Genomic DNA, 19,371 nt, shown 5'->3' with positions numbered 1-19,371 from the left:
ACGCGGTCGGTCCTCGCTATTTGGACAAAAACTAGCCAGACACGGCCGCGAGCGACTGCCGGGCGATCTCCAGCTCCTCGTTGGTGGGCACCACGAGCACCGCAACGGGCGACGTGGCAGGTGAGATGTACCGCGGCGAACGCGACTCCACCTCGTTCAGCACCGGGTCGACCGAGATGCCCAGCTCGGAGAGCCCCGCGAGCGCCCCCGCCCGCACCGCCGGCCCGTTCTCGCCCACTCCGGCGGTGAACACGATCGCGTCGAGGTGCCCGAGCTGCGCGTAGTAGTTGCCGACGTAGCCCCGGATGCGGTGCAGGTACACCTCGAGCGCCAAAGCCGCCGCAGCATCCCCCGCGGCCGCCGCCTTCTGCACGTCGCGCATGTCGCCGTGCCCCGAGAGGCCGAGCAAGCCGCTCTTGCGGTTGAGCAGCTCGTCGAGCTCGGCGAATCCCATGCCCGTCTTGCGGTTCAGGTGGAAGAGCACGGCCGGGTCGATGTCGCCCGATCGCGTGCCCATCACGAGGCCCTCGAGCGGCGTCATGCCCATCGAGGTCTCGACCGACATCCCGCCGTCGACCGCGCAGACCGACGCCCCGTTGCCGAGGTGCAGCACGATCAGCTTCAGCTCCTCGAGCGGCCGCCCGAGAAACTCGGCCGCCGCACCCGACACGTACTTGTGCGAGGTGCCGTGGAATCCATACCGACGGATGCGCTGCTTGTCGGCCAGCGTCGCGTCGATCGCGTAGGTGTAGGCAGCGGGCGGCAGCGTCTGGTGGAACGCCGTGTCGAACACCGCCACCTGCGGCACATCGGGGAACGCCTCCTGCGCCGCCTCGATCCCCTGCAAGTTCGCGGGATTGTGGAGAGGAGCGAGCTCCTCGAGGTCTTCGATGTTGATCTTCACCAGATCGGTGATGACGGTCGCCTCGTGGAACCTCTTGCCGCCGTGCACCACGCGGTGCCCGACCGCGGCGAGCGGATTCGCGTCGAGACTCGGCCCGTGCTCCTGGAACGCTTCGAGCATCACCCCGAACCCCGCCGCGTGGTCGGGAATCGGCACCTCCCGTTCCCACAGCCCCACCTGCGTGGTGTGGCGGCTGTGCCCTGACTCCTCGCCGATCCGCTCGACCAGACCCGACGCCAGCACCTTCTCCGATTCGACCTCGATCAGCTGGTACTTGAACGAGGAGGAGCCGCTGTTGACGACGAGGATCGTGCTCACGACTCCACCCCGTCCGTCGCCGCCTGGATCGCCGTGATGGCGATGGTGTTCACGATGTCCTGCACGAGCGCTCCTCGGGAAAGGTCGTTGATGGGCTTGTTGAGACCCTGCAGCACGGGCCCGATGGCCACGGCTCCAGCGCTCCGCTGAACAGCCTTGTAGGTGTTGTTGCCCGTGTTCAAGTCCGGAAAGATGAACACTGTGGCACGACCTGCCACCTGGGAGCCGGGCATCTTCGCGGCCGCCACCACCAGATCCGCCGCCGCGTCGTACTGGATCGGCCCCTCCACCAGCAGCTCGGGACACTTCTCGTGCACGAGGGCCGTGGCGAGCCGCACCTTCTCGACGTCGGCGCCCGTGCCCGACGACCCGGTGGAGTACGACAGCATCGCCACCCGCGGCTCGATGCCGAACTGCAAGGCGGTCTCCGACGACGACACCGCGATGTCGGCGAGCTGCTCGCTGGTGGGATCGGGCACCACCGCGCAGTCGCCGTAGACCAGCACCCGGTCGGCGAGCGCCATCAGGAAGACGCTGGAGACGACGGATACGCCGGGCCGGGTCTTGATGATCTCGAACGCCGGGCGGATGGTGTGCGCCGTGGTGTGCGCAGCTCCCGAGACCATGCCGTCGGCCAGGCCCAGCTGCACCATCATCGTGCCGAAGTAGGAGACGTCGGCGACGGTGTCGAAGGCCATGTCGTAGGTGATGCCCTTGTGCGCGCGGAGCTTCCGGTACTCCTCCGCGAAGCGGGGCCTCAGTTCCTCGTCGAAGGGACTGACCACCGCGGCACCGTCGAGGTCGAGGCCCAAGTCGGTGGCCCGGCCGCGCACCTCCGCCTCTTCGCCCAGGATGGTGAGACGGGCCACGCCGCGCTTCAGAACGGTGCTCGCTGCCCGCAGGATGCGGTCGTCGCCGCCCTCGGGCAGCACGATGTGGCGGTCGGCGCGGCGTGCACGATCGAGCAGACCGTATTCGAACATCAGCGGGGTCACGACATCCGACTTGCTCACGTTCAGCAGATCGAGCAGCTGCTTGCCGTCGACGTACTGCTCGAACAGGGCCAGGGCGTTGTCGTACTTCACCTGCGAGTCGGCGGCGAGCCGGCCCCGCGTCGCGGTGATGCGCACGGCCGTCTCGTAGGTGCCGAGCGGAGTGGTGACGATCGGGATGGCGGGGTCCAGGCCCGCCACGAGTCGCTCCACCGGCTCGGGCAGCTCGAAGCCGCCGTTCAACACGATGCCGGCGAGCGAGGGGAACGTTCCGGAGGCGTTGGCCATGAGCACCGCGAGCAGCACCTCGGCCCGGTCGCCCGGGATCACCACCACGGCGCCCTCGGTGAGGCGCGGCAGCACGTTGCGCATCGACATCGCGGCCACCACGACGCCGAGCGCCTCGCGGGCGAGCAGGCGCCGGTCGCCCATGATCATGGTGCCGTCGATCGACTCCAGGATGCCCGCCATGCTCGGGGCCACGAGCACCCGGTCTTCCGGGATGGCCCAGACCGGCACCCGGCGCGGCTGGGTGGGGAGGGGCGCGGTCGCGTCGCTCGGCGGCGGGCCCGCCTGTGCCGAACTGGCGAGCTCGTCGACGGCCTCCCGGGCCGCCCGGCCGATCGCGTCGCGGATCTTCTCGAGATGCCCGGGATCGGAGCGGTTCGAGACGATGCCCACCAGGGTCGCGTGCGCGTTGCGCAGCTCCACCAGGGCGATCTCGGTGATCTGGCGCATCTCGTCGGCCGAGCGCGGCTCGGAGTTGCCGAGCAGCTCATCCGCTCCCTGCTCCTTGCGGCCGCCGAGCACGAGCAGCACGGGTGCGCCGAGGTTCGCCGCGATGCGGGCGTTGAAGGAGAGCTCGGTGGGGCTGCCGACATCCGTGTAGTCCGACCCGAGGATGACGACCGCGTCGCACTCCCGTTCGACCGCCTTGTAGCGTTCGACGATGCGCGAGAGGGCGGCATCCGGATCGTCGTGCACGTCGTCGTAGGTGACGCCGATGGACTGCTCGTAGTCGAGGTCGCCGCCGTTGTGGGCGAGCAGCATCTCGAGCACGTAGTCGCGCGCGGTCACCGAGCGGGCGACGGGGCGGAACACGCCCACCCGACGGAGCGAGCGCCTCAGCGTGTCGAGCACGCCGAGCGCGATCGTGGATTTGCCGGAATGCCCCTCGACGGAGGTGATGTAGATGCTCTTCACAGCGACGGGCTGGCTGGGGGTCTGTTCGAAAGTCGGCACGGAATCCTCTTCGGTCGTCCGTACTCAATCCTATGACGCGAGCCCCGGCGAGCGCCCGGATGCGCTCAGGCCCCGCAGTACTCGCTGCCCACGCCCGCCGACGCCGCGACAGAGATGATCTGGATCTCTCCCGTGCCGAAATCCTCGAAGTTGACCGTGCGCCCGTCGGCGGCGATGCGGTAGATGGTGGACTTGTTCATGCCCTGATAGCTCTCGAGCTCGGGGTAGGCCGCCTGCAGCTCGGTCACGGTCGACCCGATGCCGATGCCCTTCTCCGTGCGCGGCTGCGGGGCCGCCGGGTCGAAGCCATCGAGCCCGAGCATCCGCACCACCACGATCGGGGCGGCCGGGTCGCTCTCGTCGATGCCGCTCACCGCGGTGAAGCCGATTCCTCCGAGTTGGTAGGTGTCGACACCGGGGCGGCAGGTCTCGACACTGGCGGGAACCTGGGCCTGCACGTCGGCGAGCGTCTCGTCGAGCACGAAGGGGCCGATGCCGGCGTAGTCGATCACCCAGGTGCCTACGTCGCCGGGCGAGTAGGCGGCGGGGTCGGGCGCGGGAGCATCGGTCGGGGTCGGCGCCGCGGTCGGCGTGGGCGTGGGCGTCGCGGTGACGGTCACGGTGACCGTCGGCGTGGGTTGCGGGGCGCCGGCGGCACAGCCGGATGCGGTGAGCAGCACCGCGAGAACCGCTCCCGTGAGCGCAGCCGGACGACGCATCCCCATGACATCCCCCTCGTCGGCCGTGTGTCTGCACGGCGTCCCTCAGACACTAGGGCCGGGAGACGGTCGGCCGCCTACCCCAGTTCGGGCAGGCATCGACGAAAGCGGGGTTAAAAGGAAAGGACCCCCCGCGCACCCGCCAGAGCCCGGTTACCCTTGCTACGTTTCCGTCCTGGGGGAATTGGCCTGGATGGCGCCACACGGGGAGCCGGAAACCAGTGTAGCAAGTCGACGGGGTTGAGTCCGAGCACCGACGGGCGTTAGCTGGTGACATGAAGATCGCGATCGCGGGTGGGCACGGCAAGATCGCCCTGCTCACCACGAAACTCCTGGCCGCATCCGGACACGAGGTCTGGGGGATCGTGCGGAATCCCGCGCACGCCGCCGACATCGAGGCGGCCGGCGGACACGCTCTCGTGCTCGACCTGGAGCAGTCCGACTCGGAGCGGCTCGCCGGCGAGCTCGCGTCGAAGTCGATCGACGGCGTCGTGTTCGCGGCCGGCGCCGGGCCCGGCTCGAGCGCCGAACGCAAGTTCACCGTCGACCGCGACGGCGCCGTGCTGCTCGCCGACGCAGCCTGGCGGGCCGGAGTGCGCCGGTACGTGCTCGTTTCGGCGATGGGTGCCGACGCGTTCGATCCCGACAGCGACGACGTGTTCCAGATCTACCTGCGCGCGAAGAGCGAGGCGGATGCGGCGGTGCGGGCCTCCGAACTCGACTGGACGATCGTGCGCCCCGGCGGCCTCACCGACGCCCCGGCCACCGGCCTGGTGACGCTCGCCGAATCGACCGACCGCGGCAGCATCCCGCGAGCCGACGTGGCCTGGATCGTGACCCAGCTGCTCGTCTCGGGTGACGCCGTGCACCGCCAGTTCGAGGCGATCAGCGGCTCGACTCCGATCGCCGAGGCCCTGCGCGCGCTCTGACCCGGCCGAATCGCGATTCGGCGCGCGGTGCGGGTAGGATGCTTCATGGTCATCTCCCCGGACGGGGAGAATGCTCCAGGAGAATTCGCCTAGTGGCCTATGGCGCACGCTTGGAAAGCGTGTTGGGTGCAAGCCCTCGGGGGTTCGAATCCCCCATTCTCCGCCAGACTCCGCGCACAGCCCACACATCGTCGGGCGCGCAGATCCCTCATCCGGGCTCCGGATCCCCCTTCTGCACGGACCTTTGAGCACACGCCCGCCTCGCGGCCGAACCTGGCAGTTCGTTAGTTTACCTAGGTAATCAGCGCCCGCGGGCATACGGTTGGGTGTCAGTCACAATTCCGTGATCAGGGGCCCTCGGTGGCGAGGGATTTTGGGGCGCTTCATGCGAAGCCGATTGACCGTACGTCAGCACACATCCGACCAGAAGCACCGCCACTCGCGCGCGCTGGCAGGGAGTGGGGCGATCGCTGTGGGAGCGGTCGTCCTGCTCGCCTCCGCTCAGTCGGCGAGCGCCATCGGCACCACCGTGGATCTCGGCACGGCCGCGAGCTATTCGGTGCTCGGCGGCCAATCGGTCACCAACACGGGCCCGAGCCTCCTCGGGGCCGGAGTCGGCGTGAGTCCGGGTTCGGCGATCACGGGCTTCCCGCCCGGACTCGCGCTCGGCGCGACGCACGCCGCCGATGCGGCCGCCCTTCAAGCGCAGAGCGACCTCGGCACGGCCTACGACGCCGCGGCCGCCCAGGCGGTCGACGCGAGCGTGTCGGGCGACCTCGGCAACCTGACCCTCCTTCCCGGCGTCTACAACGCCGCGAGCTCGATCGGCCTCACCGGCGCCGTGACGCTCGACGGTCAGGGCGATCCGAACGCGGTCTTCGTCTTCCAGATCGGATCGGGCCTCACCACGGCCACATCGAGCAGCGTCGTGCCGATCAACGGCGCCCGCGCCTGCAACGTCTTCTGGCAGGTCGGCGAATCGGCCACGATCGGCTCGAGCACCTCGTTCGTGGGAACGATCATGGCGTTGACCACGATCACCGTCGGCTCCGGCGCAACGGTCGACGGCCGGGCGCTCGCGCGCAACGGTTCGGTCACCCTGAACAACAACGTCTTCACCGACGGCCTGTGCGAGGCGACCACACCCACCAGTCCCCCGCCTTCGAGCCCGCCGCCCTCGAGCCCGCCAGCCTCGAGCCCGCCGCCGACAACGCCCGGTGAGGTTCCCGGCGGAGGCGGACCCGGAGGCACCGGCGGCCCCGGCGGAGGCGAAAGCGAAGGCTCCGGCGGAACCGGCGGTGAGGGCTCGGGCGGTTCAGGTGCTGCCGGCAGCGGCTCCGGCCGCGGCGGAATCGGCGGCTCCGGCACCGGCTCGCTGGCCGACACCGGATTCGGGCTCCCGCCCGCCGGCGCGGCAGCCCTCGCGCTCGGGATGCTCGGAGTCGCGCTCCTCGTGAGCTCCCGCCGCCGCATCCGGAGCTGACCCACCGAAGTTCTTGCCGCTACCCGCCCGAAAACCCGGATCTCGGGGCGGTTGGCGGCAAGAAGTCGGGGTGGGAGGGGCTCAGCGCTCCCCGGACTCGATCGCGGCGACCGCCGCGGGGTCGGCGCCGTCGAGGAACTCGGTGAGCCGCACGACCTCGGCGCTCTCGCCGATGCCCTCGGCCGCTCGCCGCAGCATGTAGAGCGAGAGCAGCACGCCGCGGTTCGGCTCGTGCGACCACGGCACAGGGCCCTGTCCGCGCCAGCCCGCCTTGCGGAGCGCATCCAGCCCGCGATGGTAGCCGACACGCGCGTAGGCGTAGGAGGCCACGACCTCGCCCTTGTGCCAGGTGCGGTCGGCCAAGGTGGCCCAGGCGAGCGACGAGGTCGGGAAGTCGGTGACCGTGGCCTCCAGCACGTCGTCGACGTCGAATCCCACCGCGCGAGCGAGTGCTTCCCGCACTCCGGGCTCGTCGGGGAGGAGGGTTTCCGGAACGCCCAGGAGATTGCTCATGCTCTGATCGTAGCCGCGCAACAACGAGAACCGCCCCCATCGCTTGGACGGGGGCGGTTCTGAGAGATTGAACTGGAAATGCAGCGCCGCCGAGCTCGGTGGGTCGTTGTGCTCAACGAACCGAGCGGGCGCTATCCGGGTGTTCCGATCAGCCCTGGCGGGCCTTGAAACGGGGGTTCGCGTGATTGATCACGAATGTACGACCCCGGCGTCGAACGACTTGTGAACCCTGCATCTTCTTCATCGAGCCCAATGAATTCCGCACCTTCATATTGACTCCTTTCGCCGTTCAATAGAACAAGTAGACACCCGAAAACCTTCCCGGGGAAGACGGGGATGCTGGGAGCTCGCCGGACGTCGTCACCGCGCGTTGTCGTCGCCGGTGTCGTCCACCCCACCCGGCTGCGAGCTCGGGTCGGCGAACGGCAGCCCGGCGCTGCCCACCACGTCGGGCGCATCCTCGCCGTGCTCCCGGGTGTAGGCCCGGTGGGCGTAGCGCTCGTCGTCCATCCGCTGCGACAACCCGGCGTAGGAGACGCGGAGACGCGGCACCCGGTGCACGATGTCCATCACGATCCTGAACCGGTCGAGATCGTTCAGCATCAGCATGTCGAACGGCGTGGTCGTGGTGCCCATCTCCTTGAACCCGCGCACGTGGATGTTCGAGTGGTTCGTGCGGCGATAGGTCAGCCGGTGGACGAGCGACGGATACCCGTGGAACGCGAAGATCACCGGCTTGTCCCGCGTGAACAGGGCGTCGAAGTCGTCGGCGGCCAGGCCGTGCGGATGCTCGGTGGAGTCCTGCAGGCGCATCAGGTCGACGACGTTGATGAACCGCACGGAGAGATCCGGGATCTCCCGCTTCACGATCTGCACCGCCGCCATCGCCTCGACCGTCGGGATGTCGCCCGCGCACGCCACCACGACGTCGGGTTCCTCCCCCGGCTTCTCGGTGCCCGCCCACTCCCACACGCTGACGCCGCGAGCACCGTGAGCACGCGCCTCGTCGAGCGAGAGCAGCGTCGCCGTCGGCTGCTTGCCCGCCACGATCACGTTGACGTAGTCGCGCGACGCGAGGCAATGCTCGGCGGTCACCAGCAGGGTGTTCGCGTCCGGCGGAAGGTACACCCGAACGACGCTGGCCTTCTTGTTCACGACGTGGTCGAGGAATCCGGGGTCCTGATGCGAGAAACCGTTGTGGTCCTGCCGCCACACGTGTGAGGAGAGCAGGTAGGTGAACGACGAGACCGGGCGCCGCCACTCGACGTGGGCGCTCGACTCCAGCCATTTGGCGTACTGGTTGAACATCGAGTCGATGATGTGGATGAACGCCTCGTAGGAGGTGAAGAGTCCGTGCCGCCCGGTGAGCAGGTAGCCCTCGAGCAGGCCCTGGGCGAGGTTCTCGCTCAGCATCTCGATCACCCGTCCCTCGTGCGCGAGGTGCTCGTCGGTCGGCAACGTCGAACCCTGCCAGGCCTTGTTCGTGACGTCGTAGACGTCGTCGAGGCGATTGGACGCCACCTCGTCGGGGCCGAAGATGCGGAAGTTGTCGGGGTTCTCCGAGATCAGGTCGCGGAGCCATCGCCCGAGGATGCGGGTGGGTTCGACCACGGCACCGCGCCCCCGGGAGACGTCGACGGCGTGCGGTGCGAGCGGCGGCAATGAGAGCGAACGCAGCAGCAGCCCGCCGTTGGCGTTCGGATTCGCGCTCATCCGCAGATCTCCGACCGGCTGGTCGCCGTCGAGGAACTCGACCGGCCGGCCCTGGTCGTCGAACAGCTCCTCCGGGCGGTAGCCGCGCAACCACTCCTCGAGCTGAGCCAGGTGCTCGGGGTTGTCGCGCACGTTCGAGAGCGGCACCTGGTGCGCCCGCCAGGTGTTCTCCACCGGGAGCCCGTCGACGACCTTGGGCCCGGTCCAGCCCTTCGGGGTGCGGAGCACGATCATGGGCCACGCCGGCCGTTCCGTCACACCGTCGACACGGGCCGCCCGCTGAATGGCTTCGATGTCGTCGAAGGCCTCCGCGAGCGCGGCCTGGAACCGCTCGTGCACGAGCATCGGGTCTTCGCCGTCGAAGCCGCCCGACACGATCCGCGGGGAGTAGCCGTATCCGGTGAACAACGCGGTGAGCTCGGACTCCGGGATGCGGGCGAGGATGGTGGGGTTGGCGATCTTGTAGCCGTTGAGGTTGAGGATCGGCAGCACGGCGCCGTCGCTGACCGGGTTGAGGAACTTGTTCAGGTGCCAGCTCGTCGCGAGCGTCGCGGTCTCGGCTTCACCGTCGCCGATGACGCAGGCGGTGATCAGCGAGGGGTTGTCGAGCACGGCGCCGTAGGCATGCACGAGCGAGTAGCCCAGTTCGCCGCCCTCGTTGATCGAGCCCGGAGTCTCCGGTGCGGCGTGCGACGGGATGCCGCCCGGGAAGGAGAACTGACGGAAGAGCTTCTGCATCCCCTCCCCGTCGCGCGGCACGTGGTGGAACAGCTCGGAGTAGGTGCCGTCGAGCCAGGCGTTCGCCACCACCCCCGGGCCACCGTGGCCGGGGCCCGCGATGTAGACGACGTTCGAGGAGCGCTCGACGATCAGCTTGTTGAGGTGCGCCCAGACCAGGTTGAGCGCGGGGGTGGTGCCCCAGTGCCCGAGCAGCCGGGGTTTGATGTCGGCTGGAGTGAGCGGCTCCCGGAGGAGCGCGTTGTCGAGCAGATAGATCTGCCCGACCGAGAGGTAGTTGGCCGCGCGCCACCAGGCGTCGACGACGGGCAGCGGAACCGATCCGTGTGTGGTCATGGGCTCAGCCTAGGAACAGACCGCCGCCGTGCACAGACCCCCACCATGAACAAGCACGATACGGGGGTTCGACCCCTGTGACCATGCGGTAAACCGCGTGGTTTACCGCATCGAAATCGTGCGGGAAACGTCCTGGGCACGGCTCCGGGTGCGCTGTTAGCTTCCCCAACAAGGAAGTGACTCGACTTCCGTTCTGCCGCTCCCCGATGACCCGGATCGGGGGCCGGCAGCTCATCACTAGGGGGTACATCATGCACGAGAATGTCGTTCCATCGTCCACGCGCTCGAAGTGGCGGCGCATCGCCGTTGCGGCTCTGGCCGTGATCATCGGATCGGCGGGTGCCGTCGTCGGCGTCGCCGCACCCGCCCAAGCAGCCGGCAACGTCGTCGTCTCGCTCACCTTCGACGACGGCGACGCCGACCAGCTGGCCGCCGCCCAGGTGATGAACGGCAAGGGCCTCACCGGCACCTTCTTCATCATCTCCGGCTCGGTCGACCAGCCGAACTATCTCACTCAGGCGAATCTCGCCACCCTGTACGCCGCCGGCAACGAGATCGGCGGGCACACGGTCAACCACCAAGACCTCGCGGCCCTCGGCGCCGATGCCGTCAAGCGCCAGGTCTGCAACGACCGCGTCAACCTCACGGGCTGGGGCTACCCGATCACCAGCTTCGCGTATCCCTTCGCCTCGGTGAACGCCCAGGCCGAGCAGATCGTCGCCGAGTGCGGGTACAACAGTGCTCGCGGCCTGGGCGACCTCAAGACCGCTCCCGGCACCGAGTGCGCCGACTGCGCCAACGCCGAGACCGTCCCGCCGACCGACCCGTTCTACACGCGGGCCGCCGATCAGGTCGATGCCACGTGGACGCTCGAGCAGCTGCAGAAGCGGGTCACCGACGCCGAGGCCGAGGGCGGCTGGGTGCAACTCACCTTCCACCACATCGGCGACACGTCCGGCGCACTCGATCCGAACAACCCCACCATCAACCCGGTGCTGTTCGACCAGTTCACCACCTGGCTCGCCTCGTGGCAGGACGGCACCACGAAGACGGTGAAGAACGTGAACCAGGTCGTCGGCGGCGCCGTCAAGCCGCTGGTGCAGGGTCCGCCGCTGGCACCGCCGCCCGGACCGGGTGAGAACGGCACCCAGAACCCGAGCCTGGAGACTCCGGGCACCGCGGTGAACATGCCGCAGTGCTGGTGGGGTGCGAGCTTCGGCAACAACACCTCCGCCTACTCCACGGTCACGCCCGGTCGCACCGGTGCGACGGCCTCGAAGGTCACGGTGACGAACTACGTCGACGGCGACGCGAAGATCCTGGCACTGTTCGACGAATCCGGATGCGCGCCCACGGTGACGCCCGGCGCCACGTACTCGTTGCGAGCGTTCTACATGTCGACGGCGAACACGCAGTTCGCGATCTACACGAGGAACACGCTGGGGGCCTGGACCTACTGGACCTCGAGCCCGCTCTTCGCACCGGCCACGATCTACACGCAGGCGAACTTCACCACCCCGGCCATCCCTGACGGCATCACCGGCATCAGCTTCGGTCTGAACCTCGCCGCCAACGGTGAGCTCATCACCGACGACTACGCGATGTACGACTCGAACGGTGCTCCGCTCTACGCCCTCAGCCCGGTTCCGCCCACCGTGGCGGGCACGGCGCAGGTCGGCAAGCTTCTCACCGCGACGGTGGCCCCCTGGGCTCCGGACCCGGTGGCGCTCGCCTACCAGTGGAACGCTGACGGAGTCGCGATCGCCGGTGCAACGGGCCTCACCTTCACGCCCACCGCGGCGCAGGTCGGCAAGGCCATCACGTTCACGGTCTCGGGCACCAAGACGGGCTACGAGACTCTCTCGGCGACCTCCGCCCCCACAGCAGCGGTGATCGCGGCCGACGCGACCGTCGTCCGCCTCGGCGGCGCCGATCGCTACGCGGTCTCGGCAGCGGTCTCGGCCAGCACCTTCGCCCCGAACGTGCCCGTCGCCTACGTCGCCTCCGGTGAGGTCTTCCCCGACGCCCTTTCGGGTTCGGCGGCCGCCGGCAAGCTCGGCGGACCCGTGCTCCTGGTGTCGAAGAACACGATCCCCGCTTCGATCGGTGCCGAGCTCGCCAGGCTCCACCCGGCGAAGATCGTGGTCCTCGGCGGCGTGAACACGGTGTCGGATGCGGTGCTCAACTCGCTGAACGGCACGGCACCCACCACGAGGATCGGTGGAGCCGACCGGTTCGCGGTCTCCGCGGGCGTCTCGAAGGCCGTGTTCGCGCCGAACGTGCCCGTTGTCTACGTCGCATCCGGAGCCGTCTTCCCCGACGCCCTCTCCGGATCGGCCGCCGCCGGCAAGCTCGGAGGACCGGTGCTGCTGGTCGCGAAAGACAGCGTGCCCGCGGTCGTGAACACCGAACTGAACCGGTTGCACCCGGCGAAGATCGTGCTGCTCGGTGGAACGGCGACGGTCTCCGACGCCGTGAAGGCCAAGCTGCAGGCCATCGCGCCGACCACCCGGATCGCTGGCGCCGACCGGTTCGCGGTCTCGGCCGCGATCTCGGCCGCGACGTTCACCCCCGGCGTGCCGGTCGTCTACGTCGCCTCCGGAGCCGTCTTCCCCGACGCGCTCTCCGGATCGGCCGCCGCGATCGTCAAGGGTGGACCGGTGCTCCTCGTGAACACCGACTCCATCCCCGCCTCGGTCAAGACCGAGCTGAACCGGCTCAACCCGGCGAAGATCGTGGTTCTCGGCGGCACGAACACGGTGTCGGCAGCGGTCTTCACCTCGCTGCAGGCCTACATCGGCTGATACTCCACCACAGCCGCGACGGCCGGATGCGCACCCAGGCATCCGGCCGTCGTCGCGTGCGCTCGCCCGGCTCGTGTGCAGGCCCTGAACGCCGGCTGGGAGTCGCACCCCCGATGTCCCCCGGATGGTCGCTATCCGCTGCCGCCGGCGCCCCCCTATCATCACAGATGTCCGGGCCAGAGCGCCCACCCCACCAGAGGATTCGAGAGCGGATGAGTCTGCGCAACAGCTCCGTCACCGCCGTGGTGCGGCCACGCGATCAGATCTCCAGCCAGACCCGCCTCGTGGTGGCCGCTCTCACCTTCCCCATCCTGGCCGCCATGCTCTGGTTCGCCATCCCGCGCGGAACCTGGCCCCGCGTCATCATCGCCTTCCTGTTCATCGCCGCGCTCTACGCGGCGGGTGCCTGGCTGCTGCGCGGGGTGAGCATCCGGATCGGGCGCGACGGACTCATCGAGCGCGGCTTCTTCCGCCGCGAGAACCGCATCCCGGCCAAGCGCATCGCGACGGCGCTCATCGTCGACGTCTACCGGGGAGTCTCGACCGAGACGCACCGGCAGCTGTTCCTGCTCGACTCCTCAGGCGAGCGGCTGCTGCGGATGCGGGGGGAGTTCTGGTCGAACGACGACATCGAGGCCGTCGCCGGCGCGTTCGACGTGCCCGTGCGGCGGATGGCCGATCCGATCACCGCGTCGCGGCTGCGCGCCGAGTCGCCCGATCTCGTCTACTGGTTCGAACGCTGGCCGTGGGTGGGCGGGCTCTGCGTCGCCGGGGCGATCTCGCTGCTGGCGCTGCTGCTCATCGCCCTGATGTCGCCCTCGTCGCTCGTCTTGGCCTGACCTCGCGTCGTTTCGGGCGAACGAGAGGCGAACCGAGGCCTGTACAGGCGTTGATGTCGCTCTCGTTCGCCCGAAATGACGCGACTAGCGGGCCAGGGCGCACACGAACACGACGCCGTCGGCGGTTCGACGCGATTCGGTGAAGCCGAGACGCGGGTAGAAGGCCAGGGCGCCGGTGTTGCGCGGGTCGACCACGAGGTGCACGCCCCGCACCCCGTCGGCATGGAGGGCGTCGAGCACGGTCTCGACGAGCATCCGGCCGACGCCTCGGCCTTGCGCCACGGGCAGCAGGTCGACGTGCAGGTGGGCGGGGAACTCGCCGATCTCGGGCAGCAGCATCCCGGCCGCGTGCTCGGCCCGGACGGCCGCGCTCAGCGAGCTCTCGCGGGCGGCGAACCGGGCGGCGAAGGAGCGGGTGTCGGATGCGCCGAGCACGTAGCCGAGCACCGCGCCGTGCCCGTCGCCACCGTCGCCCTCCTGCTCGGCCACGAACGCCAGGGCCGGCTCGAGACCGAGATAGGGCGCCGCGTAGCGCTCCGTGAGCTCACGCGGATCGGGGTAGGCCGCCGTGGCATCGGAGCCCGCATCTCCCGTCTTCAGGCAGATCTCGAGCACGGCCGCGCGATCAGCAGGGCGCTGCGGGTCGTAGAGCCGCACGCGGATGCCGGGGCGGCCCGGCGCATCCGCTCGCTCAGGCACGCGTGATCAGCTGAGTGGGGCGCGACTTCCACTCCTCCACCAGCTCGGTGCGCACTGTCACCCCCGAGCCCGGGCCGGCGGGCACGGCGAGCCGTCCGTCGACGAGCACGAACGACTCGGTGAGGTCTTCGGCGAAGTAACGGTTCGAGGCACTCGTGTCGCCGGGCAGCGTGAAACCGGGCAAGGCGGCGAGGGCCACGTTGGCCGCTCGCCCGATGCCCGTCTCGAGCATGCCGCCGCACCACACCGGAACATCGCGTTCGAGGCACGCGTCGTGGATGCGGATCGCCTCGAGGTAGCCGCCCACGCGGCCGGCCTTGATGTTGATGATGGAGGTCGCATCCCGCTCGATCGCGTCGATGGCGACCCGCGTGCCCGTGATCGACTCGTCGAGGCAGACCGGGGTGTCGATCGCGCGGGCCAGGCGCACGTGCGCCGCGATGTCCTCCTCCACGAAGGGCTGCTCGATCAGCAGCAGGCCGAAGGCGTCGAGTTCGCGCAGATGATCGATGTCGGCGATCGTGTAGGCGGTGTTGGCGTCGACCTGGAGGAGCGCCTCCGGGCCGAGCAGGGCGCGCACGGCAGCCACCGGCAGGAGATCCCAGCCCGGCTTGATCTTCAGCTTGATACGGCGGTAGCCCTCCTCGACGTACCCCGCCACCTCGGCCAGCAGGGAGTCGAGATCGGGCGCGATGCCCACCGACACGCCGCAGTCGACCTCGGGGCGCACGGCTCCGAAGTATTCGCCGAAGCTGGTTCCGGATGCCCGCAGCTGCGCGTCGAGCACGGCCGTCTCCACCGCGGCCTTCGCCATCCGGTGCCCGATCACGAAGTCGAGCACGCTCGCGACGTCGGCCGCGCGCACCGTGCCGGCCTCGAGCAGGGCCGGAGCGAGGTAGCTGCGGATGACGTCGGCGCAGCCCTCGACGTACTCGCTGGAGTAGACGGGATCGGCCATCGCGACGCACTCGCCCCAGCCGTCGCCCGCATCCGTGATCACGCGCACGAGCAGCACCTCGCGGGCGGTCTGCCGGCCGAAACTCGTCTCGAAGGGGCGCACCAGCGGCATGGCCACACGGTGGAGTTCCACCGCCTCCACCACGACGGGGAGAGCGGAACCGCTCGAGTGCACGGGGGCCAGCGTGGTCACGGTCAGGCCAGCCTGTCCTCGAGCCCCCAGGCCTGGCCGTAGCCGCCCGTGTCTTCGGGGGCGGCCATCAGGTCGAGGAAGGGCTTCGCATCGAACGCCTCCGGACCGAGGACCCCCACGCCCGACCAGGTGCCGGCGGCGAGCAGTTCGAGCGCGATCACGGGGTTGAGAGCGGTCTGCCACACCACGCACTGGGCCTCGTATTCGGCCATCGTCCACTCGTTGTCGCTCACGTGGTAGAGGTAGACCTCGCGTGGCCGGCCGTCGGTTCCGGTGCCGGTGACCCAGAGGCCGGCACAGGTCTTGCCGGTCATGAACGGGCCGAGCGTCGCCGGGTCGGGCAGACCCGCGGCCACGACGTCGCGCGGGGCGACCTCGACCGGGCCGTTCGCGGAGCGCACGCGCACGGGCGTCGTCTTGTCGAGGCCGAGCTGGTGCAGGGTCTTCAGGATGCCGATGAACTCGTTGCCGAGCCCGTATTTGAAGGTGACGCGCTTCGCATCCACCCACCGCGGCATCAGCAGCACCTCTTCGTGCTCGACGTTCACGCACTCCACCTCCCCGATGCCCTCGGGAAAGGTGAAGACCTCGGGCTCGGAGAACGGCGGGGTGGTGAACCAGCCGCGGTCTTTCTCCCAGATCACCGGCGGGTTGAGGCACTCCTCGATCGTGGTCCAGATGGAGAAGCTCGGCGCGAAGATCTCGTTGCCGTCGGAGTCGCGCACCACGAGGTTCGCGCCGTCGCGGGTGCCGAGTTCGTCGATCTCGCTGAACAGGTGGTCGGCGGCGTAACGGGCGAAGACATCCGACAGCCCGGGCTCGACGCCGATGCCCACCAGGGCGAGGCGGCCGCTCTTCTCCCAGTCGGGCGCCTGGGCGAACTGGTCGTCGCCGAGCTTCACGCCGGTCTCGACGTAGGGATCGGTGGGGTGCGGCTCGGAGAGGCTCATCGCCATGTCGAGGTAGTCGGCGCCCGCGGCGAGCGCGCCGGCGAAGATCGTGGGCACGAACTTCGGCTCCACCGCGTTCATCACATGGGTCACGCCGTGCTTGCGGGCCACAGCGGCGACGTCGTCGGGGTCGGAGGCGTCGATCCGGTCGGCGGCGAAGCGGGCGGCCACGTCGGCGCCGTGCCGGTCGGCGATCCAGGCGACCGTTCGCTCGGCCCGCGCCGGATCGTAATCGGTGACCACGAGCAGTTCGTAGAAGTCGCGTCGGGCGGCGATCTTCGCGATGGCGTCGCCCACTCCGCCGGCGCCCACAAGGAGGATTCTCATGGGTCGACGTTACCGGTAAGGCAAGGTTCAGACCAGGATGCTGTGACACTCCCGCCGTGGGCCGACGTTACCGGTAAGGGCAAGGTTCAGACCAGGATGCTGCGACACTCCCGCCGTGGGCCGACGTCACCGGTAAGGCAAGGTTCAGACCAGGATGCTCCCTCCGTCGACCAGGATCTCCGAGCCCGTCGCATAGTGCTGCTCCATCGCGTAGAGGTAGGCCTTCGCCACGTCGTCGACCTCCGCCACCCGCCCGAGCGGCACGGATGCGCCGACGCCCGCATACATCGCCTCCTGCTCGGCAGCACTCAGCCCGGCCCAGAGCGGGCTCCGCACCACCCCCGGGGCGACCACGTTGACCCGGATCGGCGCGAGCTCGACCGCGAGCGATCGCGTCGCCGAGATCATGGCCCCGGATGCCGCGGCTCCGAGAACCCAGCCGGCGCCCGAGCGGTGGGCGGCCGAGCCGGAGGTCAGCGTGATCGAGCCGCTCGGCGCGAGCGTCGGGAGCGCCGCGCGCACGGCGTCGAGCCCGGAGACCAGACGCAGCGAGAAGAAGTCGCGGGCCGCCTCGGCCGTGTAGTCGGTCAGCGGCACGGGGGTCAGCGTGCCGGCCGCGGTGTAGACGAGATGGTCGAACGGGCCCACGGCGGCGAAGAAGGTGTCCAGGGCGACGGAGTCGGATGCGTCGACCGCATGTCCGCCGGCCGTCGGTCCGAGCTGGGCGACCGCCGCCTCGACGCGGGCCGCGCTGCTGGAGGCGATGACGACGCGGGCGCCCGCCGCCACGACCGCGCGGGCCACGGCGAAGCCGATGCCGCTGCTGCCGCCGAGCACGACGACGGTGGATCCGGAGAGAGACATGGTGGAACTCGATTCAGGTGAGGAGTAGGACGCCTCCACTCTGCGGCCCACCCCGTCGGCGCGTCCAAGACCCCTTCAGCATCGCTGTGATGCCCACCAGGTATCGCAACCGTGCCCTAGGGTCGCATCAGCCGCACGGCGAGCTCGTGCAGCGCCTCGATCTCCGGCACTTCGTTGCGCGCCTCCGAAACCACGGCGACCTCGTTCGGCGGCAGATCGTCCACCATCCGGTACACGACGTCGGGCCGAGTGTAGAAGCGCGCCGTCGACTCCGGCAGCACCACCACACCGCGGAGCGCGGCCACCTGCTCGAGCTTCTCCTCGACCGTGTGCACCACGGGCCTGCCGCGCGCCGCCTTCTGCGGGTCGGTGCCCGCTGCCCGCAGCGCATCCCGCCACTCGGGCACCGCATCCGGAGCCTGCAGCAGCCGCAACGGCAGCAGATCGGCCAGCTGCACTCCACCCGACGCGCCCGCCCCCACCGGGCCGGAGCCCGCCCTGGATGCGCCCGCCAGCTCGTGCGACGCCGGCAGCGCCACCACGCGGGGCTCCGCGAACAGCACGGTCACCCGTAGTCCGTCGCGCGCGATCGGCAGCCGCACGAAGCTCGCGTCGACGCGCCCGTCGTGCACCATCTCCACCTGGTCGTCCCACGAGGTACGCACCACCTCGACCGCGAGCGCGGGGAAGCGCTCGGTCAGCGCGCGCACCACCCGCGTCACGATCAGCCCCGGCATGAACCCGAGCCCGAGGCTGCGGCCCGCGCGACTCCCCCGCCGCACCCGGCGCTGCAATGCGGCGGCCTCGGTGAGGATGTCGCGGGCGTCGTCGCGGAGCGCCGCTCCGGCGGCGGTCAGCCGCGTGCCCCGCTGCGAGCGCACGAAGAGTTCGACGCCGAGTTCCTTCTCCAGGGCCGCGATCTGCCGGCTCAGCACCGGCTGGGCGATCCGCAGCCGCTCGGCGGCCCGTCCGAAGTTCAACTCCTCGGCGACGACCGCGAAGTACCGCAGCTTGCGCAGGTCGAGATCGGCCACCTCAGCGCACCCAGATCGGCGGATGCGCTCGCGAGCGTTCGTCGTAGAGTTTCGCCGCGAAGGGCGCCCAGAGCAGCACGGCGACCCCGGCGCCGAGCAGCAGGCCGCCGATCGTGTCGCTCAGCCAGTGGGCGCCGAGGTAGGTGCGGCTGGCCATCATCAGCAGCGTGTACACCGACCCGGCTACCCAGATCCAGACCCGCACGAACACGATGCCGAGGGTCACGGCCAGAGTGGCGGCGTTGGCCGAGTGCCCCGAGGGGAACGAGCCGAAGTCCGAGACGACCAGGATCTCCTCCGGGCGCGGCCGGCCGATGGCGCTCTTCAGGATCTGCACCGCGGCGGCACTGACGATGATCGCGAGCGTGAAGTAGAGCGCCGCCCACGGCCGCCGGAACAGCAGCAGGGCGACGATGACCACGATCGGCACCACGAACACCGCGATCACCCCGCCGCCGAGCGAGTTCATCACGAGCGACGGCACCTCCCAGAACGGATTGCGGTGCTCGACGATCTCCTCCATCCACTCGGTGTCGAAGCCGAAGGGCAACAGGCGTTCGCGGAACACCACGAGCGCGCCGAGCCCGAGCACGAGCAGAACGGCCACCGCGCCCGAGACGACGGGCCAGCGACGGGCCACCCTCACCGGAACCGGAGCGGTGGGAGCGTCGGAGGCGGCGTCAGCGGAGGGCATCTCGCGATGCTACCCCGAGTGCCATCCGCCGGCAGCGCTGATCCACGGGAATATGCACGTCCGCGCATCCGCATCGCGCGAATCTCCACGGCTCAGCGGCTCAGCGGCTCCACGGCTCAGCGG

At 69.7% G+C, this 19,371-nt stretch carries 16 protein-coding genes, 1 tRNA gene and 1 other RNA gene; 5 read left to right on the top strand and 13 right to left on the bottom strand.

The window, feature by feature from the left end; translation table 11 throughout:
• Positions 1 to 31: 31 nt before the first annotated feature.
• The 4 genes from BLW00_RS20550 to ffs all read right to left on the bottom strand — a co-directional run bounded on the left by BLW00_RS20550 (position 32) and on the right by ffs (position 4,391).
• Positions 32 to 1,222 (bottom strand): acetate/propionate family kinase, encoded by a 1,191-nt coding sequence (locus tag BLW00_RS20550; RefSeq protein ID WP_092557752.1) that lies wholly within the window; start codon positions 1,220 to 1,222, stop codon positions 32 to 34.
• A complete protein-coding gene (gene pta / locus BLW00_RS20545; protein ID WP_245741712.1) occupies positions 1,219 to 3,456 on the bottom strand; it encodes a phosphate acetyltransferase in 2,238 nt (745 codons plus the stop codon). The genes BLW00_RS20550 and pta overlap by 4 nt, the downstream gene beginning before the upstream one ends.
• A gap of 65 nt (positions 3,457 to 3,521) precedes the next feature.
• Entirely contained in the window at positions 3,522 to 4,181 is a 660-nt protein-coding gene (locus BLW00_RS20540) for a hypothetical protein (RefSeq protein ID WP_139256826.1), read from the bottom strand.
• A gap of 113 nt (positions 4,182 to 4,294) precedes the next feature.
• Positions 4,295 to 4,391, bottom strand: an RNA gene (gene ffs / locus BLW00_RS20535) — signal recognition particle sRNA small type.
• A 59-nt stretch (positions 4,392 to 4,450) separates the two neighbouring features.
• Here ffs and BLW00_RS20530 point away from each other — a divergent pair.
• The 3 genes from BLW00_RS20530 to BLW00_RS20520 all read left to right on the top strand — a co-directional run bounded on the left by BLW00_RS20530 (position 4,451) and on the right by BLW00_RS20520 (position 6,587).
• Positions 4,451 to 5,104, top strand: a complete 654-nt coding sequence (locus BLW00_RS20530) for an SDR family oxidoreductase (protein ID WP_092557748.1) — start codon at positions 4,451 to 4,453, stop codon at positions 5,102 to 5,104.
• 78 nt (positions 5,105 to 5,182) lie between these two features.
• Positions 5,183 to 5,270 (top strand) — tRNA-Ser (locus BLW00_RS20525).
• Between the two features lie 306 nt (positions 5,271 to 5,576).
• Positions 5,577 to 6,587 carry an ice-binding family protein gene (locus tag BLW00_RS20520; RefSeq protein ID WP_245741711.1) on the top strand — a complete coding sequence of 337 codons (1,011 nt, stop codon included), beginning with the start codon at positions 5,577 to 5,579 and terminating at the stop codon, positions 6,585 to 6,587.
• Positions 6,588 to 6,668: 81 nt separating this feature from the next.
• On the opposite strand, the gene BLW00_RS20515 is transcribed toward BLW00_RS20520, so the two are convergent.
• From BLW00_RS20515 to BLW00_RS20505, 3 genes are all read right to left on the bottom strand, one after another.
• Positions 6,669 to 7,100 carry a DUF3151 domain-containing protein gene (locus tag BLW00_RS20515; protein ID WP_092557811.1) on the bottom strand — a complete coding sequence of 144 codons (432 nt, stop codon included), beginning with the start codon at positions 7,098 to 7,100 and terminating at the stop codon, positions 6,669 to 6,671.
• Between the two features lie 148 nt (positions 7,101 to 7,248).
• Complete coding sequence (locus BLW00_RS20510; protein ID WP_092557744.1) at positions 7,249 to 7,371, bottom strand: ribosomal protein bL36; 123 nt, start codon at positions 7,369 to 7,371, stop codon at positions 7,249 to 7,251.
• Between the two features lie 89 nt (positions 7,372 to 7,460).
• Entirely contained in the window at positions 7,461 to 9,887 is a 2,427-nt protein-coding gene (locus tag BLW00_RS20505; protein ID WP_092557742.1) for a phosphoketolase family protein, read from the bottom strand.
• 251 nt (positions 9,888 to 10,138) lie between these two features.
• Between BLW00_RS20505 and BLW00_RS20500 the strand changes: the two genes are divergently transcribed.
• Both BLW00_RS20500 and BLW00_RS20495 read left to right on the top strand, forming a co-directional pair.
• Positions 10,139 to 12,691 carry a cell wall-binding repeat-containing protein gene (locus BLW00_RS20500; RefSeq protein WP_175494477.1) on the top strand — a complete coding sequence of 851 codons (2,553 nt, stop codon included), beginning with the start codon at positions 10,139 to 10,141 and terminating at the stop codon, positions 12,689 to 12,691.
• A 212-nt stretch (positions 12,692 to 12,903) separates the two neighbouring features.
• A complete protein-coding gene (locus BLW00_RS20495) occupies positions 12,904 to 13,530 on the top strand; it encodes a hypothetical protein (protein WP_092557738.1) in 627 nt (208 codons plus the stop codon).
• A gap of 84 nt (positions 13,531 to 13,614) precedes the next feature.
• On the opposite strand, the gene BLW00_RS20490 is transcribed toward BLW00_RS20495, so the two are convergent.
• From BLW00_RS20490 to BLW00_RS20465, 6 genes are all read right to left on the bottom strand, one after another.
• The gene (locus BLW00_RS20490; protein ID WP_092557736.1) at positions 13,615 to 14,229 is read right to left on the bottom strand and encodes a GNAT family N-acetyltransferase; all 615 of its coding nucleotides are present in this window, start codon (positions 14,227 to 14,229) and stop codon (positions 13,615 to 13,617) included.
• The gene (gene menC / locus BLW00_RS20485) at positions 14,222 to 15,298 is read right to left on the bottom strand and encodes an o-succinylbenzoate synthase (protein WP_092557809.1); all 1,077 of its coding nucleotides are present in this window, start codon (positions 15,296 to 15,298) and stop codon (positions 14,222 to 14,224) included. Before menC ends, BLW00_RS20490 begins: the two co-directional genes overlap by 8 nt.
• A gap of 83 nt (positions 15,299 to 15,381) precedes the next feature.
• The gene (locus BLW00_RS20480; protein WP_092557734.1) at positions 15,382 to 16,656 is read right to left on the bottom strand and encodes a saccharopine dehydrogenase family protein; all 1,275 of its coding nucleotides are present in this window, start codon (positions 16,654 to 16,656) and stop codon (positions 15,382 to 15,384) included.
• Positions 16,657 to 16,800: 144 nt separating this feature from the next.
• Positions 16,801 to 17,520: an SDR family oxidoreductase gene (locus tag BLW00_RS20475; RefSeq protein ID WP_092557732.1), complete on the bottom strand. Its 720-nt coding sequence runs from the start codon at positions 17,518 to 17,520 to the stop codon at positions 16,801 to 16,803.
• Positions 17,521 to 17,636: 116 nt separating this feature from the next.
• Positions 17,637 to 18,554, bottom strand: a complete 918-nt coding sequence (locus tag BLW00_RS20470) for a LysR family transcriptional regulator (protein WP_092557730.1) — start codon at positions 18,552 to 18,554, stop codon at positions 17,637 to 17,639.
• 1 nt (position 18,555) lies between these two features.
• Positions 18,556 to 19,248: a phosphatase PAP2 family protein gene (locus BLW00_RS20465; RefSeq protein ID WP_092557728.1), complete on the bottom strand. Its 693-nt coding sequence runs from the start codon at positions 19,246 to 19,248 to the stop codon at positions 18,556 to 18,558.
• Positions 19,249 to 19,371: the final 123 nt, after the last annotated feature.

Origin of the sequence: Herbiconiux ginsengi (genome assembly GCF_900107435.1) — a bacterium.
GTDB lineage: Bacteria > Actinomycetota > Actinomycetes > Actinomycetales > Microbacteriaceae > Herbiconiux > Herbiconiux ginsengi.
This window is presented reverse-complemented; position numbering and strand designations above follow the sequence as displayed.